General features: G+C 61.8%; 11 protein-coding genes. 3 read left to right on the top strand and 8 right to left on the bottom strand.

The window, feature by feature from the left end:
- Positions 1-92 precede the first annotated feature (92 nt).
- The 8 genes from ACEWE8_RS15170 to ACEWE8_RS15135 all read right to left on the bottom strand — a co-directional run bounded on the left by ACEWE8_RS15170 (position 93) and on the right by ACEWE8_RS15135 (position 9935).
- Complete coding sequence (locus ACEWE8_RS15170) at positions 93-2015, bottom strand: PrkA family serine protein kinase (protein ID WP_012316566.1); 1923 nt, start codon at positions 2013-2015, stop codon at positions 93-95.
- A gap of 281 nt (positions 2016-2296) precedes the next feature.
- Entirely contained in the window at positions 2297-2626 is a 330-nt protein-coding gene (glpE, locus tag ACEWE8_RS15165; protein ID WP_046787571.1) for a thiosulfate sulfurtransferase GlpE, read from the bottom strand.
- Positions 2627-2641: 15 nt separating this feature from the next.
- Positions 2642-3508 (bottom strand): symmetrical bis(5'-nucleosyl)-tetraphosphatase, encoded by an 867-nt coding sequence (locus ACEWE8_RS15160; protein WP_046787572.1) that lies wholly within the window; start codon positions 3506-3508, stop codon positions 2642-2644.
- The gene (gene apaG, locus ACEWE8_RS15155; RefSeq protein WP_012316563.1) at positions 3508-3888 is read right to left on the bottom strand and encodes a Co2+/Mg2+ efflux protein ApaG; all 381 of its coding nucleotides are present in this window, start codon (positions 3886-3888) and stop codon (positions 3508-3510) included. Before apaG ends, ACEWE8_RS15160 begins: the two co-directional genes overlap by 1 nt.
- Before the next feature lie 159 nt (positions 3889-4047).
- Complete coding sequence (rsmA, locus tag ACEWE8_RS15150; RefSeq protein WP_046787573.1) at positions 4048-4848, bottom strand: 16S rRNA (adenine(1518)-N(6)/adenine(1519)-N(6))-dimethyltransferase RsmA; 801 nt, start codon at positions 4846-4848, stop codon at positions 4048-4050.
- The gene (gene pdxA / locus ACEWE8_RS15145) at positions 4845-5834 is read right to left on the bottom strand and encodes a 4-hydroxythreonine-4-phosphate dehydrogenase PdxA (RefSeq protein ID WP_046787574.1); all 990 of its coding nucleotides are present in this window, start codon (positions 5832-5834) and stop codon (positions 4845-4847) included. The genes rsmA and pdxA overlap by 4 nt, the downstream gene beginning before the upstream one ends.
- The gene (surA, locus tag ACEWE8_RS15140; protein ID WP_177010809.1) at positions 5831-7156 is read right to left on the bottom strand and encodes a peptidylprolyl isomerase SurA; all 1326 of its coding nucleotides are present in this window, start codon (positions 7154-7156) and stop codon (positions 5831-5833) included. Before surA ends, pdxA begins: the two co-directional genes overlap by 4 nt.
- On the bottom strand, positions 7131-9935 hold the full coding sequence (locus ACEWE8_RS15135) for an LPS-assembly protein LptD (RefSeq protein WP_046787575.1): 2805 nt from the start codon (positions 9933-9935) through the stop codon (positions 7131-7133). The genes surA and ACEWE8_RS15135 overlap by 26 nt, the downstream gene beginning before the upstream one ends.
- Before the next feature lie 130 nt (positions 9936-10065).
- Here ACEWE8_RS15135 and ACEWE8_RS15130 point away from each other — a divergent pair, with 130 nt between their 5' ends.
- Genes ACEWE8_RS15130 through ACEWE8_RS15120 form a run of 3 tightly spaced genes read left to right on the top strand, consistent with a single transcriptional unit; the run spans position 10066 to position 12519 of the window.
- Positions 10066-11085: an aminoglycoside phosphotransferase family protein gene (locus ACEWE8_RS15130; protein ID WP_046787576.1), complete on the top strand. Its 1020-nt coding sequence runs from the start codon at positions 10066-10068 to the stop codon at positions 11083-11085.
- Positions 11082-11753 carry an N-acetylmuramate alpha-1-phosphate uridylyltransferase MurU gene (gene murU / locus ACEWE8_RS15125; RefSeq protein ID WP_046787577.1) on the top strand — a complete coding sequence of 224 codons (672 nt, stop codon included), beginning with the start codon at positions 11082-11084 and terminating at the stop codon, positions 11751-11753. Before ACEWE8_RS15130 ends, murU begins: the two co-directional genes overlap by 4 nt.
- Before the next feature lies 1 nt (position 11754).
- Complete coding sequence (locus tag ACEWE8_RS15120; RefSeq protein ID WP_046787603.1) at positions 11755-12519, top strand: TerB family tellurite resistance protein; 765 nt, start codon at positions 11755-11757, stop codon at positions 12517-12519.
- Positions 12520-12535: the final 16 nt, after the last annotated feature.

Below are 12535 nucleotides of genomic sequence, written 5' to 3'. Positions count from 1 at the left end.
TGCAGGCTGTGGCGTCGGGTTTGAACCGAGCGCGCACAACTTGCAGCTTGCTGCTGGCGGCTTGGAGCTTGCTGCAGGGGCAGCTTGCCGCTTTATTGCGATTTCCTGACCCGCAGGTACCATTCCGACAGCAGGCGCACCTGTTTATCGGTGTAGCCACGCTCCACCATCCGCGTGACGAAGTCGTTGTGTTTCTGTTGATCTTCTTTGCTGGCCTTGGCGTTGAAGCTGATGACTGGCAGCAAGTCTTCGGTGTTGGAGAACATTTTCTTCTCGATCACCACCCGCAGCTTCTCGTAGCTGAGCCAGCTTGGGTTCTTGCCGTTGTTGTTGGCACGGGCACGCAGTACGAAGTTGACGATCTCGTTGCGGAAATCCTTCGGATTGCTGATGCCAGCCGGTTTTTCGATCTTTTCCAGCTCTTCGTTCAGGGCAATGCGGTTGAGGATCTCGCCAGTTTCCGGGTCGCGGTATTCCTGATCCTGGATCCAGAAGTCGGCGTACAGCACGTAGCGGTCGAAGATGTTCTGACCGTATTCGCTGTAGGACTCGAGGTAGGCTGTCTGGATTTCCTTGCCGATGAACTCGATGTAGCGTGGCGCCAGGTATTCCTTCAGGTAGCGCAGGTAGCGTTCACGCACTTCCGCCGGGAATTGCTCCTGTTCGATCTGCTGTTCCAGCACATAGAGCAGGTGCACGGGGTTGGCCGCCACTTCGTGCGGGTCGAAGTTGAACACCTTGGAGAGAATCTTGAAGGCGAAACGCGTGGACAGGCCGTTCATCCCTTCATCGACACCCGCAGAATCGCGGTACTCCTGGATCGATTTGGCTTTCGGGTCGGTATCCTTGAGGTTTTCGCCATCGTAGACACGCATCTTGGAGTAGATGTTGGAGTTTTCCGGCTCCTTCAGGCGTGAGAGCACCGTGAACTGGGCGAGCATCTTGAGCGTATCGGGTGCGCAATGGGCCTTGGCCAGCGAACTGTTGACCAGCAGTTTGTCGTAGATCTTGATCTCGTCGCTGACGCGCAGGCAGTACGGCACCTTGACGATGTAGATCCGGTCGATGAACGCCTCGTTGTTTTTGTTGTTGCGGAAGGTGTGCCACTCCGATTCGTTGGAGTGGGCCAGCAGGATCCCGGAATAAGGGATCGCGCCCAGGCCTTCGGTACTGTTGTAGTTGCCTTCCTGGGTGGCGGTCAGCAGCGGGTGCAGCACTTTGATGGGCGCCTTGAACATCTCGACGAATTCCATCAGGCCCTGGTTGGCCCGGCAAAGCGCACCCGAGTAACTGTAGGCGTCGGCATCGTTCTGCGGGAATTCCTCGAGCTTGCGGATATCCACCTTGCCGACCAGGGCCGAGATGTCCTGGTTGTTTTCGTCGCCTGGCTCGGTCTTGGCGATAGCGATCTGGTTGAGGATCGAGGGGTACAGCTTGACCACCCTGAACTTGCTGATGTCGCCACCGAACTCCTGCAGGCGCTTGGTGGCCCATGGCGACATGATGGTGTTCAGGTAGCGCCGCGAGATGCCGTACTCTTCTTCGAGGATGGCGCCATCTTCAGTGGCGTTGAACAGGCCCAGCGGCGACTCGAAAACCGGCGAGTCCTTGATCGCGTAGAAAGGGACCTTTTCCATCAGCTGCTTGAGCTTTTCGGCCAGCGACGATTTGCCGCCACCCACCGGGCCCAGCAGATAGAGGATCTGTTTCTTCTCTTCAAGGCCTTGGGCGGCGTGGCGGAAGTAGGAAACGATCTGGTCGATGCACTCTTCCATGCCATGGAAGTCGGCAAAGGCCGGATACCGGCGGATCACCTTGTTGGAGAAAATGCGCGACAGTCTGGAGTTGCTTGAGGTGTCGATCAGTTCCGGCTCGCCGATGGCCAGCAACAGCCGTTCAGCCGCCGATGCGTAGGCACTGCGATCCTCTTTGCACAGCTCGAGGTACTCCTGCAGCGAGAGTTCTTCCTGGCGCGTAGACTCGAAACGTTGTTGGAAGTGGCTAAAAATACTCATGACGTCACCTCGCTCGATACGTGGAGACGACGCCGGATCAGTCAGCTGATGCTGGCATGCAACCGGGCTTGCCGATTGCTGTATACCCCCCAGAACACCCTGTAACGCTACCGATGACCCGCACGCCGGTGTACCGGCTCTCCCCTTTTTTGGATGGCCTGCGCTTAAGAATAGTTGGTTATCCGCAAGGTCAAGGGCAAGCGGCGCAGAAGTTGTCGGCGACCGTTCGTCAGGTGAGGCGCGAGCCCGCGTGGGGCTCGGGCTGGAGTGGAATTAAAAAATTATTCAGGGGTGCCTTGCGCGGTCTCGTCCGGGTAGGTGGTGCGCCACAGCTCGAAGCCGCCATCGACGCTGTAAACGTCGGAAAAACCTTGGCCGACCAGGTACGCGGCCGCGCTCTGGCTGGAGTTGCCGTGGTAGCAGACCACCAGGGTCGGGGCATCCAGGTCGGCATTGCGGATGAAGTCGGCAACCGAATGATTGTCCAGGTGCCGGGCGCCGGCGATGTGGCCGGCGGCATAGGCCTGCGGGTCGCGAATGTCGACGACGACCGCACCTTGCGCGCGCAAGGCCAGGGCCTGCTCGGGAGGGATGCGTTTGAATTCGCTCATGGGTAAGGCTTTCCTTCAGGGCTGATCGTTAAGTTTAGTCGGTTGTGCCGGCGGGCGCAGGGTGCCGTCGTCGGCGCAGTCGCAGCGCAGGTATTCACCGCTGTCGACATTGTAGAGGGTCATGGTGCCACCCCATACACAGCCCGTATCGAGGGCGATGATGCCGGGCACCTCGACGCGCCCTTCGAGTGCGGCCCAGTGGCCAAAGATGATCTTCACATGCCGCGAGCGGCGGTCCTTGTGCGCGAACCAGGGCTTGTAACCTTTCGGTGCCGTGCCCAGCCCTTCCTTGCTCTTGAGGTCGAGCTTGCCTGTGCCAGTGCAGAAGCGCATGCGGGTCAGGTAGTTTGTGATCACCCGAAGGCGCTCGACGCCGCTGAGGTTCTTGCTCCACTTGTTTGGCTCGTTGCCGTACATGCCATCGAGGTACAGCTTCAGGCGCTCGTCATCGCGCAGCACCTCCTCGACTTCGCCAGCCAGCTCCAGGGCTTTGCCCAGTGTCCACTGGGGGGGGATGCCAGCGTGCACCAAGGCAATGCCGCGCGGCTCGTCATAGTGGAGCAGCTTCTGTTGGCGCAGCCAGTCGAGCAGTTGATCGGCATCTGGCGCCTCGATGATTTCGCGCAGGGTATCGCTTTTCTTCAGGCGTTCGACATTTTGCCATGCAGCCAGCAGGTGCAGGTCATGGTTGCCCAGCACGCAGGTCAGCGAGTGGCGGATCGAGTAAAGGTAGCGCAGTGTCTGCAGCGATTCAGGCCCGCGGTTGACCAGGTCACCGACCAGCCACAGGCGATCGACAGCCGGGTCGAACTTGACGCGCTCCAGCAGGCACTTGAGGGGTTGCAGGCAGCCTTGCAGGTCACCGACGGCGTAGGTAGCCATCAGTGCAGGGCCCCCGGCACCGCCAGGCGGAAGGGGGCAATGTCGGCCTCGAAGCGTTTGCCGTCCTCGGCGAACATCTGGTAGCTGCCCTGCATGGTGCCCACGCGGGTGCTGATCACTGCACCGCTGCTGTACGTGTGGCTCTGGCCCGGCTCGATGGTCGGTTGTTGGCCGATCACACCTGCGCCGCGTACCTCCTCCACTTCACCATCACCGTTGGTGATTAGCCAGTGTCGAGACATCAGCTTGGCTTTGATCGAGCCATTGTTCTGCACTGTTATGGTGTACGCGAATGCAAAGCGATCGCTTTCGGGGTCGGATTGGTCTTTCAGATAGCGGGTCACGACGCTGACGTCGATCTGGTAACGGGGATCGGACATGCATGGGCCTTGGTCAAACAAGCGAATACGGCGATACCTGCAGTCTAGGCCATTGGCGGGGGGGAGGGCCAGTGGTGTCGGGGAGCGAGGGGGCTTTAAAGTCTTGGGCTGTGGCAGCGTCTTCGCAGGTTGCCCGCGAAGACGCCGGTGCCAGCGCTGTCAGGCTTGCTGGTCTGCCAGCTGATCTGCCAGGCGTACGAATGCGGCCAGGTCCAGCTGCTCGGGGCGCAGGCTGCCATCCACGCCAGCGGCCTCGATGGCCTGGCTGTCGAGCAGGCCTTTGAGGGTATTGCGCAGCGTCTTGCGGCGCTGGTTGAAGGCTTCGCGCACGACGCGTTCCAGCAGCAGGTGGTCCTTGGCCGGGTGCGGCAGCACCTCATGCGGTACCAGGCGTACGATGGCCGAGTCCACCTTCGGCGGCGGGTTGAACGCACCTGGGCCTACGTTGAACAGGTGCTCGACCCGGCAGTGGTACTGCACCATGATCGACAGCCGGCCCCAGTCACCGCCGCCAGGCCCTGCGGCCATGCGCTCGACCACTTCCTTCTGCAGCATGAAGTGCATGTCGCGAATCAGCCCGGCGTGGCTGAGCAGGTGGAAAATCAACGGCGTGGAGATGTTGTAGGGCAGGTTACCTACGACTTTGAGGCTGCGTGCCGGCACGCCCAGCTGGTTGAAATCGAACTTCAGGGCATCGCCCTGGTGCAGGCGGAAGTTGTCGCGCCCGGCAAACTTGTGCTGCAGGATCGGCACCAGGTCTTTGTCCAGCTCCACGACGTCCAGCTGTGCGCCGCTGCCCAGCAGGCCCTCGGTCAGGGCGCCCTGGCCCGGGCCGATCTCCAGCAGGTGTTCGCCGGCTTTGGCATTGATGGCGCGCAGGATGCGGTCGATGATGCCAGCGTCATGCAGGAAGTTCTGACCGAAGCGCTTACGCGCCCGGTGTTGATAATGCTCGTTCATGGTCGGTTCTCGGCCATCTGGTAGGCGGTTTCCAGGGCGACGCGCAGGCTGCCGGTGTCGACGGTGCCGGTACCGGCAAGGTCCAGGGCGGTGCCGTGATCGACCGACGTGCGGATGATCGGCAGGCCCAGGGTCACGTTGACTGCAGCGCCGAAACCTTTGTACTTGAGTACAGGCAGGCCTTGGTCGTGGTACATCGCCAGCACCGCGTCGCAGTGCTCCAGATATTTGGGGGTAAACAGGGTATCGGCCGGCAGCGGGCCGCGCAGGTCCATGCCTTCGGTGCGCAGGCGGGCCAGTGCCGGTTCGATGATGTCGATTTCTTCGCGGCCCAGGTGGCCGCCTTCGCCGGCATGCGGGTTGAGCCCGCAGACCAGGATGCGTGGGTTGGCGATGCCGAACTTGTCGCGCATGTCGGCATGCAGGATGCGGGTAACCCGCTCCAGGCGCTCAGGGGTGATAGCGTCCGCGATGTCGCGCAGTGGCAGGTGCGTGGTTACCAGCGCCACGCGCAGGCCATGGGTCGCCAGCATCATCACGACCTGGGCGGTGTGGGTCAGCTCTGCCAGGAATTCGGTATGCCCGGAAAAGGCAATGCCGCTTTCGTTGATCACGCCCTTGTGCACAGGGGCCGTGATCATCCCGGCGAAATGCCCCTCAAGGCAGCCTTGCCCGGCCTGCGTCAGGGTTTGCAGGACAAAAGCCGCGTTGGCCTTGTCCAGCATGCCCGGCACCACGGGGGCGGCCAGAGGAGTATCCCAGACGTAGAGGCTACCTGCCGGCGCCGGCTGGTCAGGCCAGTGGCCCGGCGCTACCGCAAGCAGGTTGACGGCCAGCCCCAGCTGCGTGGCCCGCTCGGCGAGCAGGTCACGGCTGGTGATGGCGATCAGGGGGTGAGGCTGGGGCTCGGCGGCTAGCAGCAGGCACAGGTCGGGGCCTATGCCGGCCGGTTCGCCGGGAGTGACGGCGAAGCGCAGGGGCTTCACTGTGCGGCCTGGTCAGCGCCAGGCAGCTTGATTTCAACGTAGGCTTCGTCGCGGATCTGGCGCAGCCAGGTCTGCAGCTCTTCGTCGTACTTGCGGTTACGCAGTACGTTCATTGCCTGCTGCTCGCGTGCCTGTTCGGTGCTGTCGGTGGCACGACGGCCCAGCACTTCCAGGACATGCCAGCCGTACTGAGTCTTGAACGGTTTGGTCACGACACCCTGCTGGGCGTTGGCCATCTGCTCGCGGAACTCCGGTACCAGGCTGTTCGGGTCGACCCAGTTGAGGTCACCGCCGTTGAGCGCAGAACCCGGGTCTTCCGAGAAGCTTTTCGCCAGCTCGGCGAAGTCTTCGCCGTCCTTGATCCGTTCGTACAGGCGCTCAGCCAGCTGCTCGGTGGCGGCTTCGCTGCGGATTTCGCTTGGCTTGATCAGGATGTGGCGTACATGCACTTCGTCACGCAGCACGTTTTCGCTGCCGCCGCGCTTCTCTTCGAGCTTGATGATGATGAAGCCGCTAGGGATGCGCAGTGGCTGGGTGATGTCGCCCGTGGCCATGCTGCTGAGCAGCTTGGCAAATTCAGGCGGCAACTGGCCAGCTTTACGCCAGCCCATCTCGCCACCTTCAAGGGCGTTCTCGCTGGCCGAGTTGGCAATCGCCATCTGGCCAAAGTCAGCGCCCTGGCGCAGTTGCTGGTACACGTCACCGACCTTTCGCGCAGCCTTCTGGATGTCGTCCGAGTTGGCGCCTTCCGGGGTTGGGATGAGGATGTTGGCCAGACGGTAGTCTTCGGACATCTGCATCTTGCCCAGGTCCGAGGCGAGGAAGTTTTTCACTTCCTGCTCGGAAACCTGGATGCGCTCGGCCACACGGCGCTGGCGCACGCGGCTGATGATCATCTCGCGTTTGACCTGCTCGCGGGCGTCGTCGAACGACAGGCCGTCGCGGGCCAGCGCGGCGCGGAACTGGTCCAGCGACATGCCATTGCGCTGGGCAATGGTGCCGATGGCCTGGTTGAGTTCCTCGTCGGTGATGCGGATGCCCGAACGTTCACCGATCTGCAGCTGCAGGTTCTCGACGATCAGGCGTTCCAGTACCTGCTGCTCCAGCGCGCTGGTCGGCGGTACGCCGCCGCCGCGCTTGGCGATGGTTTGCTGAACCTCCTGGACGCGCTGGTCCAGTTGGCTTTGCATGACCACGTCGTTGTCGACGATGGCCACCACACGATCCAGGGGTTGCACCGCGGCATGCACCGCGCCACTCAGCAATACAGCGCCCAGCAACACTGGGCGCAGACGATCAATAAGCTTGGTCTTCACGTTCACGGTAACCTTCAATGCCTTGGTCGAGGAAAGATTCGACCTTGTTGCCTACCACGCCACCGAGGCCTTTCAGCACGATCTGCAGGAAGATGCCATGGTCGCCTTTTTCGTTTTGCGGGGCGGCCTGGCTGAAGTCGTCGTAGTCGATCCAGTAACGGTTGATCAGACGTAGTTTCCAGCAGCAGTTGTCGTATTCGAAACCGCCCATGGCTTCCAGGGTTCGGTTGCGGTTGTAATCGTGCTGCCAGCGGGCGATCACGTTCCATTGCGGCACGATCGGCCAGATCACCGAGAAGTCGTGCTGCTGGATCTTGTAGTAGTCCTTGATGTAGTTCGGGTCGCCTGGGTTGCCATAGTCACCGCCACCCACTTTCCATGTACCGGTCGTGGAGTCGTAGGCGATGGTGTCGTTGCGGTAGCGATAGCCGAGGTTGACCACCTTGTTCGGGTTGTCTTCAGGCTGGTAGTGGAACATCGCGCTGCCCGAGCGAGTGCTGCGGCTGTCCGGGTCCCAGTTGAAGTCCGAATTGAAGCGCCAGTCGCGGTTGAAGTAGTAGTTGTACACCAGCGCGTACGGCGAAACGTCAGACTGCGCGTCACTGCGATCACGGTAGTTGATGCCTGGCAGCTGGGCCTTGCGATCCTTGAAGTACAGTGCTTGACCGATGCTGAAGTTCTGACGTTCGAAACCGTCGTCCTGAATCCAGCGGGTGGTCACGCCCAGCGACAGCTTGTTCTCGTCACCGATACGGTCGGTGCCGCTGAAGCGGTTGTCGCGGAACAGCGAATCGAAGTTGAACAGCGTTTCGCTGGTATCGAACAGCGGAATGTCCGTCTGATCCTTGTAAGGAACGTAGAGGTAGAACATGCGCGGTTCGAGTGTCTGGCGATAGTTGGTGCCGAACATCGAGGTGTTGCGGTCGAAGTACAAACCGCTGTCAACACTGAAGATAGGAACGTCACGGCTGATAGAGCTGCTGTAGCTGCCGTATCCTGGTTGTGACGCTTGCGCCAGCGCTTCTTGCTTGCCTTGACCATCAAGATCAAGGTCATAGTTGGTGTAAACATACTTCAGCTTTGGCGTAACGTAACCGTAACTGGCTTGCATAGGCAGGCTGATTGCCGGGGCAAAATTCAGGCGGTTGCCGTTGGCGCGCGCGATGCCGCTGACGTTTTCATCGAGACGTCGGCCTGCTGCGCCGGCGGTGATGTCCGGGTTGCCATCTTCGTCAGTGACAAAGTCATCCTTCAGGTCACGATCGAAGCGCACGGCCTCGGTCTGGTAGCTGAAATCAAACCCACCCGGGTGATACGGGAGCATCCCGTCGATAGTGATCTGCGGCAGCTTGTTGTACGGGGTGATCTGCGACAGGGTCGCCATCTCGTACGCTTGCGCATTCAGTCGAGCGGTATAGGTGTCGCCACGCCAGGTCAGTGCACCTTGCTGGTTGACCACATCATTGCTCTGGACGCCGATCTGATCGCTCTCCAGGTCCTGGAAGTAGAACGGATCGCTGATGTCGGTGTAATCGACTTCAGTCATCAGGCGCTCGTCCAGGCCACCTTTATGCTGCCAGTTGATCATCCAGCGCTGATCTTCGTAATCAGTCTGGTCTTTGCGATCATCGTTCTTGTCGTTCAGGTACGCGCCGCCGAACTGGCCTTCGCTGGACTTGGTCAGGTAGCGGAATTCGCCTTCCATCAGCAAGCCACGCTTGGTCATGTAACGCGGGTACAACGTGGCGTCGTAGTTGGGCGCCAGGTTGAAGTAGTACGGCGTGACCAGCATGAAGCCGGTGTCGCTGGTGCTGCTGAATGACGGTGGCAGGAAGCCGGATTGGCGACGGTCGTCGATCGGGAAATAGATGTACGGTGTGTAGAACACCGGGAAATCCTTGACCCGCAGGGTGACGTTGGTCGCGGTACCGAAGCCGGTGGCCGGGTTCAGGGTGATGTTGTTGCCCTTGAGCTGCCAGGCGTTGCTGCCCGGTTCGCACGTGGTGTAGGTACCATCCTTGAGGCGGATGATGGCGTTCTCGCTACGCTTGGCGTACAGGGCGTTGCCGCGGATGTGCGACTTGTGCATCACGTATTCGGCGTTGTCGACCTGGGCTTCGCCCGTGTCGAGCTGGATCTGCGCCTCGTCGCCCACGACCAGCGAGCCGTTGTCGCGAATCCTGACGTTGCCCTTGAGCTCGCCACGGTTCTCGGCCTGGTACAGGTTGGCCTCATCGGCTTCGGCCTGCATGCTGCCTTGGCGCATGACCACGTCACCGGCGAGGGTAGCGATCTGCTGCTCCTGCTGGTACTTGGAGACCTTGGCGTTGATGTAGGTCGGCGATTCGTCCTTGGGCGTGGTGTCGGCCATGCCTGGGCGAGTCGGCTCGATGTACGCGCCACCGCAGTACGGGCCGGTTTCGGCCAGCTGGGCAGCGGTGAGCTTTTCGCGCGGGACCCAATCGAGATGGCTGTAATCCTCGCTGCGCGACTTCAGGCCACGGCCTTTGCTCTCGGTGACCAGCACCGGCTTGTCAGCACTTTCGGCCTCGGCCGATGGGGCCTCGGTGCCGGAAGTGAGCGCAGCGCCGTCATGCACTGGGCGCGGTGGCAAGTTGTTGACTGGGCTCTTGGGCTTGCAGTCCCAACCACCGGAGGCGGACACTTGGCAGTCGAACTGCTCGGCTGCTACCACGTACGAGGTGGCAAAAGGTTGCAGGGCCAGCAGACCGCCGGTGACCAGCAACGGAAACTTTCTACGAAACGCGGGGGATTTCAATGCCATCTTATTAGTCCGGGCTTCCTGCGTGCCATCTGCCCGCGTGTGGGGCCGCACGCCTCTCGATGGTCTGAAAAAGATGCTGGATAATAAAGCATGACCCGCTTGACGGCTAGGGCCGTCGGAGACCCTTGTAATGCCTGACCACGATGTACGCCTGCAACAACTGACTGTCTGGCTCGCCGAGCAGCTCAATGTTCTTTTCCGCAACAACGCCTGGGGCGAGGTGCCCGAAGGCAGCCTGACCGCCGCCAGCAGCGATGCGAGCTTTCGCCGTTACTTCCGCTGGCAGGGCGCAGGCCACAGTTTTGTGATCATGGATGCGCCGCCGCCACAGGAAAACTGCCGCCCGTTCGTTGCCATCGACCATCTGCTGGCCGGTGCGGGCGTGCATGTACCGGTGATTCATGCCCAAGATCTGGACCGTGGTTTCCTGTTGCTGGGGGATCTGGGCCATCAGACATACCTCGACATCATTAACCCGGATAACGCCGATGCATTGTGTGCCGACGCGATCGACGCCCTGCTGTCGTTCCAGCGCCTGCCGATGGAAGCGCCGTTGCCGAGCTACGACGACGCTTTGCTGCGCCGTGAGGTCGAGCTGTTCCCCGAGTGGTATGTCGGGCGTGAGCTCGGCCTGGCCTTCAACGAGGCGCAGCAGGCCAGTTGGCAGCGCATCAGCCAGTTGCTGATCGACAGTGCCCTTGCCCAACCCAAGGTGCTGGTGCACCGCGACTACATGCCGCGCAACCTGATGCAGAGCACGCCGAACCCGGGCGTGCTCGACTTCCAGGACGCGGTGTACGGTCCGGTCACCTATGACATTACCTGCCTGTTCAAGGACGCTTTCCTCAGTTGGCCACAAGCGCGAGTCGAAGGCTGGTTGCGCAACTACTGGGACAAAGCGCAGGCCGCCGGGATCCCGGTTCAGCCGTCGTTCGAAGATTTCCAGCGCGCCAGCGACCTGATGGGTGTGCAGCGCCATCTGAAGGTGATCGGCATCTTCGCGCGTATCTGCCACCGTGACGGCAAGCCGCGCTACCTGGCTGATGTGCCGCGTTTCTTCGCCTATATAGACGAAGTGGTCGGCCGTCGCCCTGAACTGGCCGAGCTCGGCCAGTTGATCGCCGAACTCAAGGCCGGAGCGCGTGGATGAAAGCGATGATTCTCGCCGCAGGCAAGGGCGAGCGCATGCGCCCGCTGACCCTGCACACGCCAAAGCCGTTGCTGCCCGTGGCCGACCAGCCGTTGATCGAATACCACCTGCGTGCGCTGGCGACAGCCGGTTTTACCGACGTGGTGATCAACCACGCCTGGCTTGGCCAGCAGATCGAAGATCACCTCGGCGATGGCAGCCGCTTCGGCCTGAGCATTCGCTACTCCCCTGAGGGCGAGCCGCTGGAGACGGGGGGCGGCATATTCCAGGCATTGCCTTTGCTGGGCGACGCCCCGTTCCTGCTGGTCAATGGCGATGTCTGGACCGATTACCCGTTCGCGCGCTTGCGTGCACCGCTGCAGAGCCTGGCGCATCTGGTGCTGGTCGATAACCCTGGCCATCACGGGCGGGGCGACTTCCGCCTGCAAGGTGGGCAGGTGGTGGACGGTGACGAGACCCCTGGCACCCTGACCTTCAGCGGCCTTTCAGTGCTGCATCCAGCCTTGTTCGCAGGTTGCCAGGCGGGGGCCTTCAAACTGGCGCCACTTCTGCGCCAAGCCATGTCGGCAGGCAAGGTGACCGGCGAGCACTACCGTGGCGCCTGGGTCGATGTCGGTACCCAGGAGCGCCTGGCCGAGGCCGAACGCCTTATACGCGAGCGTGCCTGAGATGTGGTGGCCAGGCACGGTAATCGGGCTAGGCGCGGGTTTCGCTGTCGCCAGCATCCCTGGCGCGCTGCTGGGGGCATTGCTTGGCCAAGCCATGGATCGGCGCCTGCGTGTGCAGGGTTGGGAAGACATGCGCGAACGGTTGGGAGGCCGGCCGGCCCTGCGTGACGAGGAGTTGTTGTTCGTCTTGCTTGGGCGGCTGGCCAAAAGCGATGGGCGAGTGGGCGAACAGCATATTCAGCAGGCGCGCCAGGAGATGGTCCGGCTGGGGCTGGCCGAGGCCGCCAGGATGCGCGCGATTGCCGCCTTCAACCGCGGCAAGGCGGGCAAGGACCGCTTGGCCCACCACCTGCGTCGCATTCGCTTGCAGCCACATGCGGCCGAGGGCACGTTGCGGGCGTGTTGGCGTATGGCCTGGGCTGACGGCAAGGCCGGGGATCATGAGCGGGAACTGCTGCTGGACTGGGGGCAGAAGCTGGGGCTCAGCCGGCGCCAGGTGCAGGCCATGTCGCTGGAATATGAGCCACGCAAAATGAGCACGGCCAGTAGCGTCATGACCTATGCGGCTGCGCTGCGCTTGCTGGGGATAGATGCCGATACGGAAGGCGACCGGGTCAAGCAGGCCTATCGCCGGCTGGTCAGCCGGCACCATCCGGACAAGCTGGCCGGGAGCGGTGCCAGTGAAGCGCAGCTCAGGGAGGCGACCGAACGCACTCGAGAGCTGCACCAGGCTTATGCGTTGATCCGTAAACGGCGGGGGCTCTAAGGCCCCTGTCACCGGC

The sequence above is a fragment of the Pseudomonas sp. TR47 genome (genome assembly GCF_044143025.1).
GTDB lineage: Bacteria > Pseudomonadota > Gammaproteobacteria > Pseudomonadales > Pseudomonadaceae > Aquipseudomonas > Aquipseudomonas putida_E.
Note: the sequence above shows the minus strand (reverse complement) of the source record. Positions and strands in the feature narration are given on the sequence as shown.

Bases quoted from the DNA above. Each gene is read 5' to 3' on its own strand.
- ACEWE8_RS15170 (WP_012316566.1), bottom strand. From the start codon at position 2,015: ATGAGTATTTTTAGCCACTTCCAACAACGTTTCGAGTCTACGCGCCAG.
- glpE (WP_046787571.1), bottom strand. From the start codon at position 2,626: ATGAGCGAATTCAAACGCATCCCTCCCGAGCAGGCCCTGGCCTTGCGC.
- ACEWE8_RS15160 (WP_046787572.1), bottom strand. From the start codon at position 3,508: ATGGCTACCTACGCCGTCGGTGACCTGCAAGGCTGCCTGCAACCCCTC.
- apaG (WP_012316563.1), bottom strand. From the start codon at position 3,888: ATGTCCGATCCCCGTTACCAGATCGACGTCAGCGTCGTGACCCGCTAT.
- rsmA (WP_046787573.1), bottom strand. From the start codon at position 4,848: ATGAACGAGCATTATCAACACCGGGCGCGTAAGCGCTTCGGTCAGAAC.
- ACEWE8_RS15135 (WP_046787575.1), bottom strand. From the start codon at position 9,935: ATGGCATTGAAATCCCCCGCGTTTCGTAGAAAGTTTCCGTTGCTGGTC.
- ACEWE8_RS15130 (WP_046787576.1), top strand. From the start codon at position 10,066: ATGCCTGACCACGATGTACGCCTGCAACAACTGACTGTCTGGCTCGCC.
- murU (WP_046787577.1), top strand. From the start codon at position 11,082: ATGAAAGCGATGATTCTCGCCGCAGGCAAGGGCGAGCGCATGCGCCCG.
- ACEWE8_RS15120 (WP_046787603.1), top strand. From the start codon at position 11,755: ATGTGGTGGCCAGGCACGGTAATCGGGCTAGGCGCGGGTTTCGCTGTC.